The sequence below is a fragment of the Streptomyces misionensis genome (assembly GCF_900104815.1).
In the GTDB taxonomy this organism is placed as follows: domain Bacteria; phylum Actinomycetota; class Actinomycetes; order Streptomycetales; family Streptomycetaceae; genus Streptomyces; species Streptomyces misionensis.
The window spans coordinates 160818-181873 of sequence record NZ_FNTD01000003.1 but is presented as its reverse complement, the minus strand read 5'-3'; the positions used below and the strand labels follow the sequence as shown (position 1 = coordinate 181873).

General features: G+C 70.8%; 31 protein-coding genes. 4 read left to right on the top strand and 27 right to left on the bottom strand.

The genetic code is table 11. From position 1 onward, the window contains the following. Positions 1–317: 317 nt before the first annotated feature. Both BLW85_RS01145 and mobF read right to left on the bottom strand, forming a co-directional pair. Complete coding sequence (locus BLW85_RS01145) at positions 318–515, bottom strand: hypothetical protein (protein WP_074990086.1); 198 nt, start codon at positions 513–515, stop codon at positions 318–320. A gap of 138 nt (positions 516–653) precedes the next feature. Further along, positions 654–2558, bottom strand: coding sequence for a MobF family relaxase (gene mobF / locus BLW85_RS01140; protein WP_244174782.1), 1905 nt, complete (start codon positions 2556–2558; stop codon positions 654–656). Between the two features lie 349 nt (positions 2559–2907). On the opposite strand from mobF, the gene BLW85_RS01135 reads away from it, so the two are divergent. Next, a complete protein-coding gene (locus BLW85_RS01135) occupies positions 2908–3210 on the top strand; it encodes a hypothetical protein (protein ID WP_074990085.1) in 303 nt (100 codons plus the stop codon). Positions 3211–3340: 130 nt separating this feature from the next. Next, the gene (locus tag BLW85_RS01130; protein ID WP_074990084.1) at positions 3341–3766 is read left to right on the top strand and encodes a hypothetical protein; all 426 of its coding nucleotides are present in this window, start codon (positions 3341–3343) and stop codon (positions 3764–3766) included. 1156 nt (positions 3767–4922) lie between these two features. On the opposite strand, the gene BLW85_RS01115 is transcribed toward BLW85_RS01130, so the two are convergent. The 20 genes from BLW85_RS01115 to BLW85_RS01020 form a co-directional block, all read right to left on the bottom strand. After that, positions 4923–5978, bottom strand: coding sequence for a ParB/RepB/Spo0J family partition protein (locus BLW85_RS01115; protein WP_074990082.1), 1056 nt, complete (start codon positions 5976–5978; stop codon positions 4923–4925). After that, entirely contained in the window at positions 5978–6640 is a 663-nt protein-coding gene (locus BLW85_RS01110; protein WP_074990081.1) for a ParA family protein, read from the bottom strand. The genes BLW85_RS01115 and BLW85_RS01110 overlap by 1 nt, the downstream gene beginning before the upstream one ends. Before the next feature lie 853 nt (positions 6641–7493). Then, positions 7494–8753: an MFS transporter gene (locus tag BLW85_RS01100; RefSeq protein ID WP_074990079.1), complete on the bottom strand. Its 1260-nt coding sequence runs from the start codon at positions 8751–8753 to the stop codon at positions 7494–7496. 2 nt (positions 8754–8755) lie between these two features. Beyond that, complete coding sequence (locus tag BLW85_RS01095; RefSeq protein ID WP_074990078.1) at positions 8756–9370, bottom strand: winged helix-turn-helix domain-containing protein; 615 nt, start codon at positions 9368–9370, stop codon at positions 8756–8758. 96 nt (positions 9371–9466) lie between these two features. Then, positions 9467–10324 carry an HIT family protein gene (locus tag BLW85_RS01090; RefSeq protein WP_079172193.1) on the bottom strand — a complete coding sequence of 286 codons (858 nt, stop codon included), beginning with the start codon at positions 10322–10324 and terminating at the stop codon, positions 9467–9469. A gap of 82 nt (positions 10325–10406) precedes the next feature. Continuing rightward, positions 10407–10595: a hypothetical protein gene (locus BLW85_RS01085; RefSeq protein WP_074990077.1), complete on the bottom strand. Its 189-nt coding sequence runs from the start codon at positions 10593–10595 to the stop codon at positions 10407–10409. Next, positions 10592–11335 carry a hypothetical protein gene (locus tag BLW85_RS01080; RefSeq protein WP_208624802.1) on the bottom strand — a complete coding sequence of 248 codons (744 nt, stop codon included), beginning with the start codon at positions 11333–11335 and terminating at the stop codon, positions 10592–10594. The genes BLW85_RS01085 and BLW85_RS01080 overlap by 4 nt, the downstream gene beginning before the upstream one ends. Continuing rightward, a complete protein-coding gene (locus tag BLW85_RS01075; RefSeq protein WP_074990076.1) occupies positions 11335–12201 on the bottom strand; it encodes an Lsr2 family DNA-binding protein in 867 nt (288 codons plus the stop codon). Before BLW85_RS01075 ends, BLW85_RS01080 begins: the two co-directional genes overlap by 1 nt. An 11-nt stretch (positions 12202–12212) precedes the next feature. Next, entirely contained in the window at positions 12213–12386 is a 174-nt protein-coding gene (locus BLW85_RS39130; RefSeq protein ID WP_167381346.1) for a hypothetical protein, read from the bottom strand. A gap of 22 nt (positions 12387–12408) precedes the next feature. Continuing rightward, a complete protein-coding gene (locus BLW85_RS01070) occupies positions 12409–12696 on the bottom strand; it encodes a hypothetical protein (RefSeq protein WP_074990075.1) in 288 nt (95 codons plus the stop codon). Further along, the gene (locus BLW85_RS01065) at positions 12693–13136 is read right to left on the bottom strand and encodes an ASCH domain-containing protein (RefSeq protein WP_074990126.1); all 444 of its coding nucleotides are present in this window, start codon (positions 13134–13136) and stop codon (positions 12693–12695) included. The genes BLW85_RS01070 and BLW85_RS01065 overlap by 4 nt, the downstream gene beginning before the upstream one ends. Next, a complete protein-coding gene (locus BLW85_RS01060; RefSeq protein WP_074990074.1) occupies positions 13133–13810 on the bottom strand; it encodes a GGDEF domain-containing protein in 678 nt (225 codons plus the stop codon). Before BLW85_RS01060 ends, BLW85_RS01065 begins: the two co-directional genes overlap by 4 nt. Positions 13811–13899: 89 nt before the next feature. Next, the gene (locus tag BLW85_RS01055; RefSeq protein WP_074990125.1) at positions 13900–14202 is read right to left on the bottom strand and encodes a hypothetical protein; all 303 of its coding nucleotides are present in this window, start codon (positions 14200–14202) and stop codon (positions 13900–13902) included. 108 nt (positions 14203–14310) lie between these two features. Continuing rightward, entirely contained in the window at positions 14311–14616 is a 306-nt protein-coding gene (locus BLW85_RS01050; RefSeq protein ID WP_074990073.1) for a hypothetical protein, read from the bottom strand. A gap of 13 nt (positions 14617–14629) precedes the next feature. Then, positions 14630–14839, bottom strand: coding sequence for a hypothetical protein (locus BLW85_RS01045; protein ID WP_074990072.1), 210 nt, complete (start codon positions 14837–14839; stop codon positions 14630–14632). Next, entirely contained in the window at positions 14836–15807 is a 972-nt protein-coding gene (locus BLW85_RS01040) for an ATP-binding protein (protein WP_074990071.1), read from the bottom strand. The genes BLW85_RS01045 and BLW85_RS01040 overlap by 4 nt, the downstream gene beginning before the upstream one ends. Further along, positions 15804–16145, bottom strand: coding sequence for a hypothetical protein (locus BLW85_RS01035; protein ID WP_074990124.1), 342 nt, complete (start codon positions 16143–16145; stop codon positions 15804–15806). The genes BLW85_RS01040 and BLW85_RS01035 overlap by 4 nt, the downstream gene beginning before the upstream one ends. Positions 16146–16156: 11 nt before the next feature. Continuing rightward, positions 16157–16612, bottom strand: a complete 456-nt coding sequence (locus tag BLW85_RS01030) for a Pycsar system effector family protein (protein ID WP_074990070.1) — start codon at positions 16610–16612, stop codon at positions 16157–16159. Between the two features lie 110 nt (positions 16613–16722). Then, a complete protein-coding gene (locus BLW85_RS01025; RefSeq protein ID WP_074990069.1) occupies positions 16723–17019 on the bottom strand; it encodes a hypothetical protein in 297 nt (98 codons plus the stop codon). Further along, positions 17016–17261, bottom strand: coding sequence for a hypothetical protein (locus tag BLW85_RS01020; RefSeq protein WP_074990068.1), 246 nt, complete (start codon positions 17259–17261; stop codon positions 17016–17018). The genes BLW85_RS01025 and BLW85_RS01020 overlap by 4 nt, the downstream gene beginning before the upstream one ends. A gap of 157 nt (positions 17262–17418) precedes the next feature. Between BLW85_RS01020 and BLW85_RS01015 the strand changes: the two genes are divergently transcribed. Continuing rightward, a complete protein-coding gene (locus BLW85_RS01015; protein ID WP_074990067.1) occupies positions 17419–17973 on the top strand; it encodes a YrhB domain-containing protein in 555 nt (184 codons plus the stop codon). A gap of 10 nt (positions 17974–17983) precedes the next feature. On the opposite strand, the gene BLW85_RS01010 is transcribed toward BLW85_RS01015, so the two are convergent. The 4 genes from BLW85_RS01010 to BLW85_RS00995 form a co-directional block, all read right to left on the bottom strand. Continuing rightward, positions 17984–18553, bottom strand: a complete 570-nt coding sequence (locus BLW85_RS01010; RefSeq protein ID WP_208624801.1) for a DUF3885 domain-containing protein — start codon at positions 18551–18553, stop codon at positions 17984–17986. A 241-nt stretch (positions 18554–18794) separates the two neighbouring features. Then, positions 18795–19049: a hypothetical protein gene (locus BLW85_RS01005; RefSeq protein WP_074990066.1), complete on the bottom strand. Its 255-nt coding sequence runs from the start codon at positions 19047–19049 to the stop codon at positions 18795–18797. A gap of 49 nt (positions 19050–19098) precedes the next feature. Then, positions 19099–19866 (bottom strand): hypothetical protein, encoded by a 768-nt coding sequence (locus tag BLW85_RS01000; RefSeq protein WP_074990065.1) that lies wholly within the window; start codon positions 19864–19866, stop codon positions 19099–19101. Positions 19867–19980: 114 nt separating this feature from the next. Further along, on the bottom strand, positions 19981–20547 hold the full coding sequence (locus tag BLW85_RS00995) for a DUF6197 family protein (RefSeq protein WP_074990064.1): 567 nt from the start codon (positions 20545–20547) through the stop codon (positions 19981–19983). A 153-nt stretch (positions 20548–20700) separates the two neighbouring features. On the opposite strand from BLW85_RS00995, the gene BLW85_RS39125 reads away from it, so the two are divergent. Further along, on the top strand, positions 20701–20862 hold the full coding sequence (locus BLW85_RS39125) for a hypothetical protein (protein WP_167381345.1): 162 nt from the start codon (positions 20701–20703) through the stop codon (positions 20860–20862). On the opposite strand, the gene BLW85_RS00990 is transcribed toward BLW85_RS39125, so the two are convergent. Beyond that, positions 20863–21051: a hypothetical protein gene (locus BLW85_RS00990; protein ID WP_074990063.1), complete on the bottom strand. Its 189-nt coding sequence runs from the start codon at positions 21049–21051 to the stop codon at positions 20863–20865. It abuts the gene before it with no gap. Positions 21052–21056 lie beyond the last annotated feature (5 nt).

Here is a 21056-nt window from a genome sequence, read left to right as displayed (position 1 = left end):
GGCCCGTACACGGATGTGCGCGCGGGCCGGGGCCACCGTGAGGAGCCACCCCTTGTCCGCGGTCTGACGGTCAGCGACAACAGGTGTCCGATTCCTTCTTGACCACCCCCATGTCGTGTGGGTTTGTCCGTGGCCGACGCCACATCTCCTAGCTCGGAGGTCAGCGGGCGGGCCGGAGCTCGGCTGCCGCACCGGTGCGCCCGGTGCACCGCACCGAGCGCACCGGATGCCCGGATGTTCCGCACTCCCCCACCGGGCGGTGCGCACCGAGTGGACCGGCCGATCCGCACCACCGCGGTGGAGTCCATCGCGTCCACTTATCCCCGGCGGCGGCCCCGCGCGGCGCGCCACGGGTTCGGCCGGCCACCGCGGTACTGCCGTGAGCGGGAGCGGCGCCGGGCGGGTGGCGGCTTCGGCGACGGGTACAGCGCCATGCGCAGCCGGGCGGCGGCGGCGAGCTGCTCCAGGCGCTCGCGCTGCTCCGGCGAAAGGTGCGGCAGGGTCGGGGCAACCATGGGGGCCTCCGTGCTTGAGGGTCGGTTCCCGGCACCCTCCCCGCTCCCGGGTGGCTTCGGGGGTGGGCGGCCGGTCGCGTCCCGGCGCCTGGCGTGGTGACTTCGTCGTCTGTCCCGCCGTGCGGGCCGCACAGCGCTTCACGGCCGCAGACCCTGACCTTGGCCGGGGTCGGGCTGCTGGCGCTGTTGCTCGTGCTCCTGGTGGTGCTGGTCGACCGGACTGGCCGGACCGGCGGCCAGCGTCTTCCGGTCCTCCATGGCGCGGCGTCGGGTGTCGGCGGCGCGGGTGTAGGCGGCGAGCCGGTCCAGGTTCTTTGGTGTGCGCAGCCACGTCGCCGGGTCGGTGGTGCGGCCCTCCAGGTACTCCTCGGGCATCGCGGCCTGCTGGTGGGCCTGTTCGGCGGCGGCCCGCTGCGCCGGGGTCAGGGCGGCGGCCCGGCCCGGGTGGTCGACGGCGTGGGGAGCGGACGCCGTCTCGCCCTCGAGGTCGCGGTGATCGGCGGGTGCGGAGGAGGCTGAGGTTGTCGCCTCGGTGGTGGTGGCGGTGGCGGCTCGGATGCGGGCGTCGCGGATCGCGTTCTGCACGGCAAGGCTGGCGACCCGGGCGCGCTCGTAGCGGCTGGACTCCCGCGGCGGTGTGCCTTCGGCGGGGGCGATCCACCACCGGTGTGGCACCGGGAAGTCGGCGGTGTAGGTCATGCGGTCCGCCGCTGGCGCTTCCCGGCCGGGCTTCGTGACCGGGTGACGGCGGGAGTACCGGAGCAGGGCCCGGTCGGTGATGTAGTCGTCCAGACCGCGGGTGAACTCGCGGCCGCGCAGCGTCTCCAGCAGGTGCCGGCGCGCTTCGGCCAGGATGTGACGCCGGGAGAACTTCTCGCGCACGGTGAAGACGACCGCGGCGACGTCGACGGCGGCGAGCGCCACGTCCACGGTGGGATCCACCCGGGCCCGGATCAACGCCCCGGCAACCCGGCACTTCTCCAGGAGGCTGTCGATGAGGTCATGGCCGAAGCGGAGGATCGCGGAGGCGCGCCACCACGCGAGCAGCTGCGCGAGCGGCTTCGGCTTCTTCTTCGCGGGCCGGGTCTCCTGCGCCGCCCACCAGCCCAGTTGGTGGCGTGCGCGCTCTGAGGGCAGGTGCCCGTGGTCCTTCACGTACTGGTCGGTGAGCGCCTCCAGGGCGTCCTCGATGCGCTGGCGGCGGGACGCCTGCCAGTTGATGAGGTCCTCGGGAACACCGGCGATCTCCATGACCGGACGCAGGCCCGGCGTGACCTCGCGCGGCACCGTCGCCAGTCCCAGGGTCTCGCACACCTCGGTCGTCATGGTGAGGGTGTAGAGCGTCCCGGCGGCCACCGCGTTCTGGTAGAGGCGGTAGGTGTCCAGAGCGCCCCACACCGGATCGCCGTCGGCGCCCGGGCGCTGGACGCGGTTGAGGATCAGGCAGTGCTCGTGCAGCAGCGGCAGTCCGTCGCGGTTGTCGAAGTGCCGGAAGGCGGCAACCACAAGCGCGGGCGTCTTCGCACGGCCGCGGCCTGACGCCCACCGGGTCTCGGCAACCTCATCCTCCAGCCAGCGCAGCACCCTGGCGACGGCCCGCTCGTGGGCCCGCTCGATGACCCGGCGCACGGTGGCGTCGCCCAGCGCCCACAGCACGACCAGCGACGCCTGCGGCCGGAAGGTGAGGTCCATGCCCAGCAGCGGAGTCTGCTTGCGGGCCTCGATCTCCTCGATCGGCTGCCCCAGCACGGTCCGCCGGTCGGCCGTGGCCGCGTCGACGCCGTCGTCCAGGAGGCCGCGCTCGATGCGGTCGGCGTCCGGGTGCCGGCCCTCGCCGAACAGCAGCTCCAGCTGCCGCTCGGACACCTGGCCGCCCTCGGTGAGCCCCAGCGCACGCAGACCACGCCCCAGCCACCGTCCCGGCGGGAGTCCGGCCAGTTCCTGGGCGTCCTCCAACGACTGGCCGACTGGACGGTGGCCGTCGCCAACCGCGACTCCGCGTGTGTAGTACCGCCCCGCGTTAGGGCTCTGGATCTTCGCCATACTCAGCATCGCCACAGCACACACCGGCTCTGAACTGCAAAAAAGCGCGATCCCGTGAGGCGGGAGGGTTCACCGGAACTTCACGGCCGATCCCGCACGGCGGGCGCTTCCGCGGACACCGTGCCCGCCCGGCGGTCACCACCAGGGCCATGCAAATGCTGCGCTGCGGCCCCCAGTCACACCCGCCTCACACGCCCCGAAAACCGCCAGTAAGCGCCTCCGCCGTCAAAGAGCGCACATCTGCGTACCGCTCCCCCACCCAGCGGCCAAAGACGCCGCCCCCTGCACCACGTCATCGACTCTCCGCCCCCGGCAACGCCGGGGGCTTCTTGCTGCCCGGAGGACCGACGTGCCGACCTACGAGACCCTGCCCCGCTTCAACAACGATCTGGACCGCCTCACCTCGGAACAGCGCCGCCGCTTCCGCCAGACCGTGACGGCCTTCGTCGAGGACCTGCGCACCGGTCGCTTCCGCGCCGGCCTCCGCGTCAAGCGTGTCCAGCGCGCACCGGGCGTCTACGAGCTCACCTGGTCCATGGGCACCGGCCCCGCGGGCCGGGCCACATGGGAGTACGGACCCGAGCACCGTCCCGGCACCCCGCACGTTATCTGGCGCCGCATCGGCACCCACGACATCCTCACCGGCCCGTAGTACCTCACCGGGTCGCGTCCGCGTCGAAGGGGCGGGGCGTCCGCGACCTTGTGTCGATGGGGTGGGCCGCGAACGTCATCATGTGATCAGCGCGCACCACCTGGCGCGGTCACATCTCATTGGACGGGACATGAAGCTGACTGGTGAGCCCGGCGGGGTCGAGGTGCTGGCGGAGGAGGCCGTCGTCGCGGCGTGCATGTTGGCCGACGCCGCCGACCCGGCGCGGTGGAGCGCGGGCGCGGTGGAGGACGTGGCCGCTGCCCTTGAGGTCCTGGCCGGCGCGCTTGCCCAGCTCGATCCGGAGTGTGCGGAGATCCTCTCCGTCGTGCCGGTCTCGGCGGCCGCCGTTGTCGAGCGCGCCGAACAGGCCGGTGCCGGGGCGGGCGAGTTCGTCGGCGGCGGAGGTACGGCGGGGACGAGTACGGCGCTGCGCCAGGCGCTCGTCGCTCACGGCTTGACCCGGCACCGTGTCCACCAGCTCGGGGCCGCGCTGGTCACGGTCACGCTGGACGCATCCGAGGCGGCAGGCCCTGGCCGTGCTCCTCAGCCGACGTGACGCCCTCCCCCGACAGGCGCAGCAGGGGGTCGAGGGCGGTTGGGAGGCCGGGCCAGCGGAAACCGCGGCGGCCGCGCTCGCCGACGCTCTCCGCACCCACGGCACCGGCGCGTACGCACGGGTCCTGACCTCCGGGCAGGTGAGCGCCGGCCTCACCCCGCAGACCGCTCAGGCGGCGGTCGCGGCCCTCACCGCATGGCCCGGCGCTGCGTCACGCGGCAAGCGACGCGGGCTCGGTCCGGGGTTCAAGGGTGTCGCCTCACACTGACTGACCGAGCTGCTGCCGCCAAAAATCCTCTCGGCCTGCACCAGCCGTTATCAGATCGAGGATGTGCTCAACGACCTTGCAGACCTGCGAGGCGACTTGCCAGCGGACCCTAACCAGATCGATCCCATCGTGAGCCGCCTGGAAACAGCATTGTCCCAGATGTCCTAGAACTCTCGACTGACAGCGAGGGCGGTAGCCGGGTCTCCGTACGACAACCGCGTACACGGCGGCGGCCCCACCGTCTGCGGTGGGACTGGGTCGAGGCCGTGGGTCGACGCTTCAGTCATCATCCTGCACCGCTACCTCGAGGACACGCCGCTGGCTGGCTGAAGAACCAGCGAGCAGCCGCCCGCAAGGCGCAGGACATCGAGCAGCGGCGTGCCGAGGGCCTGCCAGTTCGGTCGTCGACCGGGGCGCTGTCGGACGAGCGGCACGAGTCGGACGCCGCCCTGACGGCGCGCACGGCGGCGTCCGACTCACAACCAGCTCGGCGACGCGCGCGAGCGTGGCGGCGGCCCGCGTCGTTCATCCCGCCCCGTCGCGCGGCATGTACGGCCATGGACCCGGTCGAGCGTCCTGGCCTGGGTGGCAGATCGGACACGGATCGGCCCCGGTCACCGTGTCCGTGAGCACCGTACGGGCCCGCTCCGCCGGTCGCCGCGGCGGTCCGCCTGCCTTGTCGGATCGTGCAGGTGCCAGATGCACGTGACCGGCAGCTAGTCCTTCGGATGCCGGGCGCGGCCCTTTCGTCGGTCGCTTGACCGTCCGCCAGCGCGAGGCGTTGTCGTCAGGGATGTCTGGAGAAGCGAAGTGGATGGCACACCAAGAGGTCTGGCCCGCGGCGAGGCCCCGCCCGTGCCTTGGCGGCGAGGGCGGGGCCCGGCCACGTCAGACGGTCTCCGCTGTCTTCCTGGACCGCTGTTCGGCCAAGAGGTCAGTCAGCAGGTCAAGCTGGTCTTGAGGCATCTCGCGGACCAAGAGTTGGGCCGCGAACACGGCGTCGTGGTAGGGGAACGTCGCCGGTTGCCGTCCTGCTGACTCAGCAGCCTGGGCGGGAACAGTGGACGTCTGCTTCGGTGGCGCCGCTTCCAGCTTCGTATCGGACTGTGCAGAGACCGGGGCGGACCCGGTCCGTTCGTCCGGTGCTGGCGGACTGTCCGCGGCGGGCTGTGACGCAGAGGCCGGGGTATTGGGCGTGTATACCGCGGTATACATCTCTGAGGATTCAATCGGCTCCCGCGCAGGTGAACCCGGTTCGGGCTTGCTGGGGCGGGGCTGTTCTTGGTCTGCCTTCCACGCGGCGTATTGCTCGTCCCGTGGCATAGCGGCGTAGCGTCGCATCTCCCGGAACGCGGTCAGCTCTCCTTGAAGGACAAGCTGCACCATCTCGTCGGACAGGCGCAGCAGTCCGATCCGCTGGTTGAACCACGCCTTCGACTTGCCCATCGCGCGGGCGGCGGCCGCCTGGTTGCCGTCGTGGAGCTCGAGCATGGCGCGTAGGCCGTCGGCTTCTTCGATGGGGTTGAAGTTGGCGCGCTGCACGTTCTCCGACAGGACCGCGGCGAGGAAGCGGACGCGAGTCTCGGTGAGGTCATGCCGCAGCATCAGGTCGAGGTTGCCGAGGCCGACTTGACGGGCGGCGCGCCAGCGCCGTTCGCCGGCGGCCATGACGTACCGGCAGGTGTCGGGCAGCTGGTCTGCGTGCTCCGGGTACAGCTTGAGGTAAGCCGTCTTGTTCACGGCAACGCAGGGCTGGAGCTGCCCGTTACGCATGTCCTCACCGAGTTCGACAAGTTCGGCTTCGTCGAACGCTCGGCGCGGGTTGAGAGGCGTGGGGGCAACGAGGTCGGGGTGTACGTGGATGAGCTCGGGGCGGCTGGCCCCGGGGACAGCCTCTACCTTGCTTGCGGCGAGAGAGGCGAGGGATACGCGCTTGCCTGCCATCAGCGGCGCCCTCCGTAGCCGCGCTCAAGGGCGAGACGGAAGTAGTCCTCGCGTGCGCGGAGGGTGGTTCCGTTGTCGGCGTATTGGGTGACGACCTTGCCTTCGGATGCCGCACGGGTGTGGATCTTGTAGCGGCGGATGACGGTCTTCGCGCGGGGCCATCCCATCGCGTCGATGTAGGCGATCGTGTCCTCGAGGTCGGCTTTGCCGTCGCGCGGGTCCCAGGCGTTGATGACGACGGTGTAGGGCAGACCGCGGGGGACGATGACACGTTCGATGGTGCGAGCGGTCGGGTCGAAGGCGAGCGGTTCGGGCGGCATCGGGACGAGAACGTCGTCGGCGACGTCGAGAGCTGCGGCGAGGATGTGCTCGTTCTCCAGGCTGCCGGGGGTGTCGATAAAGATGTGCTGCCGGTCGTCGCTCTGGCCGAGGACGTCGTGGGTGACGGCGGCGAGGTTAACGGCCGTGGTGGTCTTCCCGACGCCGCCCTTCTGGTTGGCAATGACGTGGATCTGCGCGCCGAGGTTTTTCAGGCCGGCGAGGCTGTCGGGGTCTTCGTGGGCAGCGGCGAAGTCGAAGGGAAGGTTGTCGCCGACGCGGTCGGCCCACCAAATTGTGGACCCTTGCGGGTCGGTGGACACGACGAGGACAGATGAGGGCATGGTGCTCCGTTTCCGTGTGCTTCCCAGAGCGGGCTCTGGTACTCGGACGGGCTATAGCTTCTCAGATCGTGTGGGCGACAGGTGGGATTGGGGTGGTTTCGGGCGTGGGCGCAGCTGTGTATACCGCGGTATACGCCGGAGCTGAACAACGAGTTGCGCCCCGAGTTGAGCGCTGCTCTCTTGCGGCGCGCCTCGTCAGAGTGCCCTTGAACGCAGAAAGGCCCGTTCTCTCCGCGTTGGTTCGTGGAGAGAACGGGCCTTGTGTCAGGGCGCCCAAGTTGCAGGCGCGCCTTCGTCGGGATTAGGGACGCTGGCGCCAGCCGCCGGTGCGGCAGGGTGTCGCATGGTGGTGATCGGGATGGCCCCGGGTTCGGTGGGTGGCGCTCCCACGACGCGCCAGGTGCCCTCCCACTCGCAGCTGCAGGGGTGGTCGGGGGTGCTTATGGCCAGGTTTTGGAGTTGACCGTTGACCACTTCCTCAGCTGGTTGCTCAGCCGCTTGGAGGGAATGGGGGTCAAGCGAGCGACGTCCGTGGCGGCACGTGAAGAACCGGGCCAGAGGTCGGGCCCGGCTGGCGTTGCTGTTCCACGGAGCCGTCAGGTTCGCGTGAAGGAAGTACGAGTTGAGCGCGACGTCGTACTCAAACCACGGCGAGAGCAGAAACGGCAGGCCGTCCGGCAGACCTACCTCATCCAGCCATGACACCAGGTCGCCGGCCCGTACGTCCGGGAGAAAACGCGTGGCCGTCGGTGCGGGCAAGTCGCGGCTCACGAAGTGCACCGTCCAGCCGGGTCTGCTCAACACCCGCGGACCCTAACCGTCATCGCCCCAGCCACGCTCTGGAACCTTGGTGTCACCTGCGGTGCGGTGGTGGTGTTGTCGGATTCCCTTCGCCGGACCCTTGCGCCAGCCGTGCGGTGACTACTGTCTCGATCGGCTGGTGAGTGGTGCGGGTGGCCAGGTAGAGCGCCGAGGCGACCACCAAGGCCCCCATCACCGCGAGCATGACGCGGTAGTCCACCAGCGCGATCAAAGCCGCTCCGCCGGCGATGGCCGCAGTCTGCGGTACTCCTATCAGCACGTTCAACGCGGCATCGGTGCGGCCCATCAGAGAGGCGGGCGTGCGCCGCTGGAAAAGGGTCATGGCTCCCGCAATGATCAGAGGCAGGCTGGCACCGATGAGCACGGCGCCCGGCGCGACCGCCAGAAGAGACGGGGCTGCGCTCAGGAGGAAGCCTGCGGCAGCGCAGGCCAGGCCTAGCACCACGGTCCGCCCTTCCCCTGCACGTCGCATGAACACCGCGGCGGCCGCCCCAGCCACGATCGCACCTGCACCCTGCAATGAGCCGAGGATGCCGAGGAAGGTCGGCGGACGGTGCAGTCCTGCGTCGACGACGGCAAAGAGGACTGACTCGCAGAATCCGAAGGCAACAACAGCGAGCACCACGGCGACGGTGAACTGGCGCAAGGCGGGTGTCCGCACGATGTAACGGAAGCCGGCCGCGATGTGGGCGCCAGTTTCTTCTTGCTGCGCCGGCTGCGGGCGATCCTCCCGCTGCCGGATCAGTGCAATGAGCAGGGCTGCGAGAGCGAAGGTCGCCGCATCGCCTACCACTAGCAGACCCAGGCCGAATGCGGACAGCACCCCTGCACCCAGGAGAGGTGCGATCAGGCGCAGGCCCTGCAGCAGGGTCTGCAGGAGGCCGTTGGCATCGCCCAAGTGCTCCGGTGGAATCAGCGTCTGTGTGAACGCGGTCATGGCCGAACTGGTGACGCCGCTGGCCAGCCCGTACAGAGTCATGACGAGGTAGCAGATCCAGACGTCATGCCGGTTGTGCACCAACAGCAGCGGCAAGACCAGCACCACGGACACCAGGTTCAGGACGATCAGCAGCGGCCGACGGCGTAATCGGTCCACCAGGGCGCCGCCCAGGGGAGCGCCCAGGGTGCCGAGGATGAAGGCGAAGAAGGTCAGGCCCGCGGCGGAACTGCTGCCGGTGAGTTCCTTGACCCGGATACCGAGGGCAATCCACAAGGCGTTGCTCCCGGCCATGTCGATCAACCTGGCAAGGACGAGCAGGCGGACGTCACGGCGAGCAAGCAGGGCACGCACGGTCAGTCCTCCAGCGGGCGCAGAGCATCGGCGGGGAAGGTGAACTGGATCAGCTCCATCGGGATGGCGCCCTCGGGGCGCAGCGACGGATCTTCGAGCCGTTCGCGGTAGCGGAAGAGAATGGCGGTCAGCTCCGTCCTGAAGGACTCTGCTTCCTCCGGAGTGAGGTAGAAGATCGACTCGGCAGAGCTGGTGATCTTGTTCCAGTGCTCGGGGAAAGCGGATCGCATGGCACCGACCTTGCGGATCCGTTCCACCCATGAGTCCCACAGCACAGTGCTGAGCACAGCAGCGGCGATCGTGGTTTCGGGGTCGCCCGCGGGATCGGAATCCTCGAAAGTGAAGCCGATGTGAGCACGCCGCCATGGGCGACTGCGGCCGGTGCCGCCCCCAGCCTCCTCGACGAAGCCGTACTTGGCCAGGGTGCGTAGATGGAAAGCGCAGTTCGTCGGGGACTCGCCCACCATCTGCGCGGCTTCGGTCGCGGTCAGCGGCTCGCGCCGGCCCAGAGCTTGGAGCAGGGCGAGGCGAGTGGGGTGAGCGACAGCCCGCATGGCCTTTGGGTCAGTGAGCTTGCGGTGCTCGCGTGGAGAGGATCCCGCATCTTCGAAAGACATGTTTCGAAACTGTACGCTCGAAACATGTCTTTCGAAACCCGCTGCGAGTGAACTCCTACCGCGCCGACGGGGTGGGCTCACAGCTTCTCCAACTGGTCACTGACCGGCTGTGCACAAGGGTGCGGGTGGCGTAAGAAGACGTCGTGCGTGTGGACTGCCCGCGGGATGCGAGGGATCTGCGCCGAGGGGTCGCCGCCGGGGTGCAGGTGGAGGTTGCGCCATCCGTGGGCACGGGTCCATGAATGCGGTGGCGGCCTCCTGTTCGCGGTTGGGGTGGTTCCAGGGCAGGGCGAGGCCGTCCCCGGAGGTGCGGGGCACGAGGTGGCCGTGCAGGTGGAACACGGTCTGGGCGGCGTCCGGGCCGCAGGAGGTGAGGTAGTTCCACTGGCCGCCGATCTGCGCGGCGAGTTCGGCGGCGCGCAGCTGCACGGTGGCGGAGACGACGGGGTCGGTCGTGAAGTCGGCGACGTGGCCGCGGGGCAGGACCAGGAGGTGGCCGTCGGTGCAGCCGCCGCTGCGGGGCACGATCGCGAGTGCGTCGCTCCACTCGTGGACGATCGTGGCCGAGGCCCCGTCGTGAATGATCCGGCAGAACGGGCAGTCGGAGCGCGGGTGCTTGCGGGGGACCGGCGGCCGGTTGATGTGGTGGTGGGTGACCTGCACGTGGGCGCCGGCCTCCCGTATCCGGCGGCCGATGGCGTCGGCGATGGCGGGTGCGCGGTGGCGTCCGTACCAGCAGTTCACCAGGAGCTGGACGGGGCGGCCGTGCGCGGCGGCGCGCAGCGCGGTGAGTTCGTGTCCGGTCTGGCGGGCGACGATGTCCGCGAGGGCCGGGTCGTCGGACGGGTTCAGCAGGGCGTTGGTGAGGTTGATGCCGAGGACGGCGGCGCGGTAGCGGGGCGGCGGCGGTTCCTGCCAGCGGGCGCCGAAGGAGTCGATGAACACGTCGGGCACGAGGGCCTCCAGGCTCCAAAGGGGGAGACGCCGGAGCGCCGCCCGGCCTGAAGCGGCGGGCGGCGCTCGGTGGCGTCGGGTGCTACTTGATCTCGGTGATGACCAGGAACTGGTCGGTGGCCAGGTCCATCACGACCCGGGCGTCCGTAGTGCCTTGGGCCCGCTGAGCGGCGGCGTACTCTTCAGCCGGCCAGGAGCCGCGGGGGCCTCCGGCAGGGAACCGTTCCAGGACCGTGCGCTGGGCCTGCCTTCGTGAGTGGCTGGTGGTCACGGGTCGGTGTCCTCGGGTGCGGGGACGTCGCCGAACATGTCGTCCATTGCCTGTATGACGGCGGGCCGGTGTTCGGGCCGGGTCGCGTTGAGGACCGCGTTGGTGAGGCCGATCAGGTCGATGTCCTCGAACAGCTCGGTCAGGTCCGCGATGGTCTCCGGATCCAGGGCGCCGCTGTCGAGGCGTTCGCTGTCCAGGTAGCAGCTCATGGCGTCGACGTAGTCGGCGAGCCGGTGGGCCATGGCCGGGGAGACGTCGAAGCTGTGGCAGTGCTCCAGGCCCGAGCCGAGGGAGCCAGTCGGGCTGATGTGGATGCGGATGCTCTGGCCGGGACCGGGGGCGGCCTGTCCGAAGCCGGTGAGGGCTTCGGCGAGGGCGGCGATGGCACGGTTGCGGTCCGTGTCTGTTGCGGTCGCCGTGTCTGTGTCGTCCCTGTCCACGTCGAGCATCGGCGCTTCCCAGAGCACTTCAAGGGTGTCGGCGTGCAGCCGGATGATCCCGTCGGCGGTGTCCGGGAGCGTGAGGTGGCCGATGACGCGCAGCAGGTCGCCGGGCTGCCGCTCGGTGAGCATGGCGTGTGCGATGTCCGGCTCCATGGTGGTGCAGGGGATGACCGCTTCTTCCACCAGGTGGTCGGTGCCTGCGGAGCAGGTCAGCCGCCAGGAGGCGGTGCCGTCACGGTCGCCGGGTTCCGGGTCGGCGGCCAGGTAGCCGTCCAGTGCGAGCGGGATGGCGTTCATCAGCTCGCCTTCGCCAGGTTGGTGGTGCGGTGGGCGGCGTCGTAGGCGTCCAGGACGGCCTTGGCCGGGGTGCCCCGGTCGGCGACCTGGTGGCCGTTGGCGCGCGCCCATGTGCGGATCGCGGCCAGCTCTTTTTTGCTGCGCTTGCCGGGCTGGCCCGCCGGGGCCGGGGCGGCGGCTACCGTCGTGGCGGGGTGGCCGCCGGCCTTCACCTGGCGCAGCTGTGCCTGCGCGGCCTCGAGTTCGGCCTTGGCCTTGGCGACCCGCTCCTCTGCCGCGCGCTGTGCGGCGTCGGCGGTACGGCGTTCGGTCAGCTCGGTGAGGTCGCTGCGGACGCGGGCGGCCCGGTTGCGGATGGAGGCGGCGTGGTGGTGTTCCGCCCACACGAGCAGGGCCTCGATGCCGTCGGTGTCCCTCGTGCTGCCGGACTCTGCGGCGGCCGTCTCCGGGGTGCCGGTGCCGTCCTCCGCATCGGTGGCGGACAGTCCGGTGTTCTGGACGGCTTCGGCGATCTTGGCGTGCTGGAGCACGTCGGCGAGTTCGGCCTCCGACAGGCCGAGGGTGTCGCGGACGTGCTCGGGGCTGTCGCCGTTGTTCAGCATGGAGACGGCGGTCGCGGTGAAGGCGTTGACGTCGGGCATCGGGACTCCAGTCGTCGGAGTGTCGGGGGTGGCGAGGTGGGGGAGCAGGCTCACCACGTCGTCCTCGTTGCAGGGCAGACCGAGCGCGCCCAGCAGGTCGGTGAGGTCGTTCTTGTCGCGGGCGTGGTGGGCGACCACCAGGGCCGCCGCAGCTTTCTGGTCGCTGTCGAGCGGGGCGAGTTCGAGGTCCTCAGCGGTGAGGGCCTCTTTCATGTCGGTGAACATGACCGGCCCTCCTACGCGGCCCTGGTGCGGGGCTTGTGCTGGGCGATGACCAGCAGCTCGCGGTTGCGCTTCTGCTGGGCCTCGGTGAGCGGGCGGGCCTTCGCGCCGTGGCGGTGCCACAGCGGGGAGGCCGGCGGCTCGGGGTAGGCGAGGGCGTGGTCGACGTCGCGGTCGGTGCTGCTCATGGGGGGCCTCCGGTGGGAGGGTTCAGGCGTGGTCATCGTCGTGCTGGCGTTTGGCCTGGATGTCGGAGGCGAACCTGCCGAGGCGGGCCTCAGCGGGGTTCGCGGCGATCCAGTCCTCAGCGCACGCCTTGTGCACGGGCTCCCCGGAGTGGGAGCGCATGGGCGTGGGCTTGTCGCACAGCACGCAGGGGCGGTCCTGCCAGCGGTCGAAGTGCTGGCTGTCGCGCCATTCGAGGAGAGCGCCGGGAACCGGGATCAGGCCCGGCTCGAACGGCGGCTTCTCCTTCGTCGTGCGTCCCGGGCGGGTCACGGCCGGAAGGCGGGAAGCTGCTGGAACACGCGGTCCAGCAGGTCCTCGGTCGGCTTCCACGGCCCGAGCTGCCCGGCGGCGGGGACCGGCAGCGGCAGTTCCTGGACGTCCCTAAGGACCAGGTGCCAGGTGCCGGCCTGCGCCCACGGCGTGCAGGGCTCGGAGCCCTCGGGGTCCTGGTGGCAGTCGACCAGGCGCGCGACGCCGATCACGGCTCCGGTGGTCAGCTCGCGGCCGCGGATCGTCCGGGCGACCAGCGGGACGCGCAGGGCGGACCGGTCGATCCGCTGGCCCGCGTGCAGGAGCATCCAGCCGCGCCAGCTCCAGGGGCGGGGCCGGTTCTCGATGCCCTTGGCGCCGGTCAGGATGCACGTGGCGTGGGGCTGCTGGACGCTGATGCCGCGGATCCAGTCGCCCTGCGGAAGGGGTGCAGTGCTCATGCCGCCCGCCCCCACATGGTCGTTCCCGGGCGGCCGGCGCGGCGGCCGTTGGTGGACGGCACCGTGGTGTGCGCGGGCGAGGCGACGATCGCGCGGCCCGAGTGCTTGCCGTCATACAGGGCCGCGTCGGCGGCCCGCTGCAGCACGGTCAAGTCGCGGGAACCGACCGCGTGCGGGGTCGCGGCGCCGACCGAGGCGGCGACATCGACGGTGCGGTCGTCCTCGAGGACGACCGGGGTGCGGAGCATGCGGACCAGCTGCGCGAGGCGCTGCTCCAGACGGTCGGCGGGCAGCTCCAGGACGACGGCGAACTCGTCACCGCCAAGGCGGCCGACGGCGGCGTGCGGGCCCGCCCACGCGGTGAGCCGGGCGGCGGTCGCGGCCAGGACGGCGTCCCCGGCCGCGTGCCCGAAGGTGTCGTTCACAGCCTTGAAGTCGTCGTGGTCGACCATGACCACGACCGTGTCGTCACCGTGGCGGGACAGGAGCCGGCGGGCGCGGGCGGTGTAGGCGTCACGGCGCAGCAGCCCGGTCAGCGGGTCCTTGCGGGTGGCGGCGAGCTGCTTGTGCAGCGCGACGGCGTGCACGGCCCAGCCGGTCAATGGCACGGCGGCGGTCGTCAGTAAGAGGGTGCGCTGGCCGATACGGCCCTGAACGCGTAGGAGGGACGACATACTTGGGTTCTCCGTCTCGTCTCGTACGGGATGGATGGGCCCGGGGCAGCCGTCCAGCCGCCAAGCAGAGCGGCTGTCCCGGGGCAGAGCTACAGCGCGAAGTCGCTGCGGCTGGTCCAGCTGAGGGGGTTGTGCCAGAGGCCGGCCTTCGCGGCGGGCCACTCCAGCTGCCACCCGGGCCGCAGCCCGCGCGCTCCCCAGCTGTCCGGCTGTTTGCCGGGGATTTCGAGTCCGGCCGTGTGGGCGGCGAGGGCGGCGTCGTACACCTCGTGCGCGCGGCGCAGGGCCGCGGCGGGGGAGTCGGCGACGCCGGTGAAGACGTGCACACCGTGCCGGTCGGGGTGGTTGGTGTCGTGTATGGGGACGTCGACCTCGTAGATCCGCAGGTGCATGACGTCCATCTCCTTCCTGGCTTTCCGGCTTGAGGGGACGCTGCGACCGCCCCGGCCCCGAGCGCGCCGGGGCAGGGGCGGCACAGAGTGCGCTCAGCTCAGCAGGGTTCAGCTGGCCGTCGCGATGGCGTCGCGCAGGTGGGTGCGTGCCCGGGCCAGGAGCGAGCGCTGGTCGCACTCCGGGTTGGTAAGCGCGTCGGTGAGGTAGTCGGCGGCGCGGTCCAGGTCCTCGCTGGCGTCCTGCCAGTGGCCGAGGCTGGACGAGCCGAGGACGTCGCGGGCCTCTCCGACCAGGTTGATGAAGGCCGTCGGGGTGGCGTCGCGGGGCGGCTGGCCACCGATGAGGAGGGCGAGGTCGGCGGCGAAGCAGGCGCGGAGCGCGGCAAAGGTGTCGGTGCGGGTCTGGACAGCCATGTGGGCCTCCTTGTCAGAAGTCGAGCGGGATCGTGATGGGGATGCGGCGGTCGCCGTAGTCGCGGCGGGGGTTGTGGACGGTGCGGCGGTGGGCGGCGAGCCCGGCGGTACCGCCCTGGATGGGCAGGTGGCAGTCCGGGCAGCCGTGGAACCAGTCGTCGCCGTCGGGGAGGTCGGCCGGGGTGAGCGGGTGGGGGTGCGGGCCGTCGGCGGCGCGGCTCACGCCCGGACCGCCTCGGCGAACTGCGCTTCCAGGTCGGCGCGGCCCTCCGGGTCGTCATCCTGGAAGTCGTGGTCGTCGGCCTCCTGGTCGACGTCGTCGAGACCGCCGTGGACGGTGCAGACGATGTCCGGGTCGCTGTCCATGGCGCCGGTCAACGCCCGGTGCAGGTCGGTGACCGAGTAGACCGGGGCCCACGCCTGGCCGGCGCACTCCGGATCGATGGGGCAGGGCAGGAGGACGTCGAAGCCGAAGTCGCCATCGACGTTGTCGCGGTACGCCAGGGTGAGGTACTGCTGCCCGAGGCGGACCTCCGCGACGCGGTCCCGGCCGGTCACCAGGTCCGAGCCCGGCCGCCACCGCCACAGCGGCAGGATCTCCGGGCCAAAGAACCGGCGGACCAGCAGCAGATCCCCCAGGCCGTCGCGCCCGAGTTCGGCCTCCCGCGCCTGGGAGAGCCGCTTCAGGAACGGCTCCAGGCGATGGAGGGTGTCGGCGAAGACGATCGTGTTGAAGCCCTCCGCGGCCAGCCGCTGGTGCGAGTGGACCATGGCCTGGTGCTGGGCGCGGACGACGTCCCCGGGCACGCGCCGGTTGTCCGGCCGCAGACCCTGCCGCTCCAGGCAGACCGACAGAGGTGTGGCGACGATGACCGCGACGGTCGGCATGCCGTGCCGCTTGGCGGCCGCCACCAGCTCCTCTCGCACGGACTGTTCGACGTTGGTCGCGTCGATCACCGTGTTGAGCCTGCGGGCCATCCGGCGCTCCAGGATCAGCTTGAGAACGTCGGCGGCATCAGCCGTGGCGCTCTGGTCGCCAGGGTCGTCGCTGACCGTGCCGCGCAGGGCGTCGAGGGAGAGGACCTGGGAGGTGGGCCAGGTGCGGGCCAGCGTCGACTTGCCCGCGCCGGAGGCGCCGATCAGCACGATCAGCCCGTTCTCGGGCAGGTCCGAGTACAGCACCGAGGTCATACGAGATCTCCTTGAGGGTCGAGGGAGCGGGCGGCCCAGATCAGGCGCTGCCCGGCGTCGTCGGTGAGCAGGGCGGCGGCCTCGTGCAGCGGGCAGGAGGCGTCACCGTCACGGTCGGGCTCGATCCGTTCGGCTCGCTGCGCGGCGGTGGTGAGCAGCTGCGCAACGGCCGCAATGAACCCACCGGGCGGGTCGGTGTCCTCGCTCAGTTCGCGCAGGATCGCGGCGAGTTCCGGAGCGACGATGTCGTCGGCGGTCAGGTCGTCCTGGATCTGCTTCAGGGCCAGGGCGTCGATGCCGACCGAGGCGCGGACGCGTTCCAGGCGGGTGCGGGCCATCACGGCCGCCATCACAGCGCCAGGCCGGCGGCGGCCAGGGCGAGCAGGGCCAGAGCGGCCAGGGACAGGTCGACCGCGCGCCGCAGCTGGGTGAACTTGGCGACGGCCAGAACGGACAGGACCCGAACACGGGCGGCTCGGGTGTCGCCGTCCATACAGGCCCGGATCTCGTCCTCGTCCAGGCGCGCCCAGTACGGGAAGGACGCCTTGTCGTCGCCGCGCATGCGGGGCCTGACGACCAGGAGCAGCAGCACGGCGGCCGCCCCCAGGGCGAGCACGGCGAGCGAGCCGAACACCTTGGTGGCGGGCGGCAGGTCCTTGTCGGCGACGGACGCGAGGCCGGCGAGCACCGCGCCGTTGAAGGCGAGCAGTAAGGACGCCTTGCCGTCCGTGCGTCCGATCTCGCTGGCGACCGAGGCACAGGCAGTGTCCAGGTTCTGGTCGGTGTCGATGCCCGTGGTAGTCATGGGCTGGGTTCCCAATCTCGAAAGGGTGAGGGAGCGGGGTGGCCGGCCCTTTGCCGATGCGCGGCCACCCGGCGGTCCGACCCCGGCCGGTGAGGCCGGGGTCGGGTCGTTCAGAACGGGGGCTCGTTGTCCGGCCAGGCCGGGACGGGCACGAGCCGGACGCGCAGCTCGGGCCGGTCCGCCCAGCAGCCGCACGCCTCCATCTCCGGGTTCGCGTCGCCGGTCCACCAGCCGCCCGCGCCGCGGCAGTCGGGGCAGGAGCGGCGGGGTTGGGACGTCAGCTGGATGCGGTGCCGGTCGGCGTACAGCCGCCAGTGGCCGGCCTTGAGCGCGGCGGCGGCCGTCGCCGCGGCGAGCAGGACGACGGCGGCACAGAGCAGGGCGGCGCGCGGACGGTGGGCGGTCACCTGAGCGGGATGGCGCGGCAGTTGGCGGCGTGGGTGTTGGCGTCCGGCCGGATGCAGAACAGGAAGTCGTACTCGGGCCGGTTGGAGGAGTCGCCGCAGCCGTGGCAGTTCCAGCGGTTCTTGTCCGAGTGCTCGCCGGGGCCGGTGACGTCCACGTAGCTGCCGCCGACCGTGATGAACCGGATCAGCAGGTTCTTGGGACGGTCGGGCTCGGTGAAGGCGGCGAGGGTGGCGGTGCTCATGGGCGGTGGTCCTCTCGGGTCAGGCGGCCAGCAGGTGCTTGGCCGGGGGAGCGATGTAGGAGGCGGGCGCAGGTGGCTCGTTGGCCCTTTCTGCGTGTTGGCCCGGGTCTGAGGGAATTCGCTGGTCGAGACCGGGCCGGTACGGGATGCTGCACGCGTGATCGAGCGAGAAGCCGCCGTTCAGGCCGTTGAGGAACAGCTGGAGCGCGACTATCAACAGTGGCGGGCTGCGAGTGCGGAGGCACTGCGCATGGCTGTGATGGACGTTGAGGAGCACGAACTGGTGTGGATCGTCTCTTGGACGTCCGAGGAGTTCGTGCGCACTCGGAATCCGAAGTTCATGCTCGCGGGCAACGGGCCATACCTGGTCGACCGTGTCGACGGGGGGCTGCATCAGGTCGGCGTCGTCTCCGCGCTGACTGGGGCATGGGAGGACGACTACCGAGCCCGGATACGTGGGCTTCCAGTGCGCACGGCGGTGGACGATCTACACGATGCGCTCCGCGGAGTTGCCGCTACGCGCGGACGCATGCACGCTGTGCGGACACTGCGCCAGAGACTGTCCGTGCTCTCGCCTGCGGAAGCCCTCGAGTACGTGAGCGCGTTGCTGGAGAGTGAGGCGCCCGCGCGCCTCGTAGCCGTCGCGACCAAGGAACTGGTGGAGCCCCTCAACCCGGTGCTTGCGGTGAAGACCATTCGAGCGGAGCGGTGATCCGAGCCGTTCAGAGACCCGAGGGGTGACGGGAAAGCCAGTCGGCATGCCGATCGCGCACCCGGTCCCGTTCCTCGGGCGTGGCGAGGAAAACGTCGGCGCCACCGTCGTAGGGGTGGTGGATGCGCTGCATCTTGGTGTCGGTGATGAGGACGCCCGCCACCTTGTCGTCGGCGGTGTCTCGCAGTTGCTCGTCGATGCAGCCACGCCGCCAGGGCCGGCGGGTGGCGAAGAGGTGGCAGTACGTGCGGAACGCAGGGTCAGGATCGTCCTCCACCAGCAAGCTCTGCCAATACCCGCTGACGGCCTGCGAGGGTGGAACCTCCGCTTCGGTCGTCCAGAGTGGTGTGATCACATACACGTCCGCACCAGCGAACAGCTCATCGAGGACGGTGTTGTAACGCTCCAGGACGACGGCGTACTCGCTCTCGTCCTCCGCGTACCGCTTCGATTCCGGCAGGCTGTGAAAACGTACCCAGACATCCCGATATGGGCCCCGGAGCTTGTACCCAACCGGCGGGCAACTGGGCCAACGCTGCTGCCACAGCTCCGTCAGATCCGCCTGCCCGTCTCCAGACACCCGTCGCACTCGTCCTCTCGCGCATGAAGCTACAGACGACCATGGTGCCGGTGCTCACGAACGAGAGACACCGACTTCTTTACTGTCGCTTCGCCGGCTGCTGATGTAGCCGGTCCAGTCGCGTTTAAGGAAGCAGGCCGGACACGGCCGTGGGCGGGGTGGGTGCGTGCGGCCGGGCGGCCTGTCCAGTCCTCGCCCGGCCCCCGAACGGGGCGGGGCGAGGGCCAGGCAGGGCGTCAGGTCAGCGGGCGGTGCGCAAGCGGCGGATAACCCACGAGCGCAGCCGGTCGACGCGGGTGGGGTGGGTGTGCCGCCAGGCGGTGGGCCACACGCCGTCCTCGGTCGGGAAGGACTGGGATGCGCCGCAGGTGCATGTCCAGGCGTACGGCTCGGGGCGGGTGTCGTCGCGGGTCGCGGTGACCGTGGCGGGGCGGCCGTGGTGGCTCCCGTGGAAGGTGCCGACCCAGTCCTCGGTCTGTTCGAGGTGTGTCTTCATCGGATTCCTTCGGTGCGTGGTGGCGGTGCCGGACGGTGCGGGTGCGGGGTCAGCGCTGGAGCGGGTGGACGTTGTCGGGGCCGAGGTCGTCGCCTGCCGGGGCGGGGGCGGGGAGGGTGGCGTGCAGGTGGAGGGCGGGGTTGAACTGGTACTGCGGCGGGTGGTTGTGGACGATGGGCCGCAGGGTCAGACCGCGCAGGGCGAAGATGCTGGCCAGTGCCCACATGAGGGCGGCGAGCCCGGTGGCGGCGGCGCGGCCCCCAATCGGGGCGGCGGTCCAGATCATGGCGAGGCTGCCGATGCCGAACAGCAGCCAGGCGATGCGGGCGCCGGCGTTGCCGAAGAACCCGCCGACCAGCCCGAGCAGCCCGGTCAGCTGCCAGAACGCGTACAGGGCGGCGGGGGCGACGGCCAGGTGCGCGGCCTGGTCGGCAAGGAACGCGCGGACGGGGTGGTCGACTGTGCCCCACAGGCCGCTGCCGTCACCGGCGCTGGTGGCCGGGACGTCGTTGAGCCCCTTGAGGGCGGCGGAGGCGATGTCGCCGGCGGTGTCCACCATCATGACGATGAGGCTGAGACCGCCGAACAGAGCGGCCGTTTTGATCCAGGCGGCGAGCTCGTGCCAGCTGGCGTGCCGGGCCTGGTAGAGCTCTTCCCACCGCTGGTAGAGGAAGCCGCCTTCCTCCCAGGACGCCTTCCATGCGGCGCGCAGCCGCGCCAGGCGCTGCTTGTCCTTGCGGGCGGGCGGGAGCTCGAGATGGTCGAGGAAGCAGTTCGGGCGGGGCTGGCCGTTCATCTGCCTGTCGTTGCTGGACATGGGGCAGTTACTCCTTCGCTGGTGTGGGTGGTGGGCGTTGCGGCCGGGTGGCCTGCCCCGCGTCCGGGCCCCGGGCGTGCGGGGTACGGGCGCGAGGCAGGGGACTCGGAGCGGTTACAGGCCGCGGGCGTCGGCGAGGCGGGCGGCCTGGTCGACCATGCGGAGCGGGATGCGGGGCGATCCGTGCGCGTCGTTGAAGGACGGCACGGAGTCGACGTTGCCGAACTTGCGGCGGATCGTGTCCAGGAGCACGGTGGCGGCGCTGGCTTCCAGGCCGCTGTCGCCGCGGGCCTCGATGCGGATGGCTCCGAGCATGCAGCGGGCGCCGTCCTCGTCGACCAGGACGTCCTTGCACCAGCCGCCGGTGAGCAGGCGGTGGTGGGCGCGCTGCAGCAGGGCCGCGACCGGGGTCGGGTGCAGGTCCGGCAGCGGGGCGGGCCCGGTGGCGACGGGCTCCGTGTCGACGGGGCCGGTGACGATGTCGGCCAGGTCCACCGGCTCGGTGGGGATGTGGGCCGTGTTGACCTCGTATTTGACGGCCGCTTCGTCCAGCTTCACGGTCATTTTCGCGTCGACCAGGGTGAGGCGTTCCTCGAGGGACAGTTCTGCCGGCGGTGCGGCGGCCTGGGTGGTGGTCGGGGAGGGTGGGTCTATGGCGGGGGAGTGCGCGGCATGGGGCATCGGGGCTCCAGGCAGGGGACGCCGAAAGGGCGCCGCCGGTTGGTGTCTGGCGGCGCCCTTTCGGCGTTGTGCAGCGGGGGATTGGGTGTTCGGGTGTCATCGAACCCGCGCCCCGGGCATCCTCGGACCTACAAGCGCGGGGAAGGGGCTGGGGTGGAGTTCGTCTTCGAGTGCGGGTGGTGCGGCGAGGACAACTACTTGGTGGGCAAGCAGGTCGGCTTCTGGGTGGATAAGTGGGAACTCCCCTCGGAGTGGGACTGCTGGAACTGCGAGGGACTCAATGACACCCCGGACCCGCCGTGGACCGAGGCGTAGTCAGAGGCTGGAGAGCAGTCCGGTGAGCGAGGCGAGGCCGCTGTTGATGGTCGGGGCCAGGCCGGTCGCGGCGAGGGTGAACCCGAACAGGGTGCAGGCCAGCGCGGAGCCGACGCGGACGTAGCCGCCCTTGACCAGGACGACGACGATGATGCCCAGCAGCACGGCGGCGGAGATGGACAGGGCCACGGTGG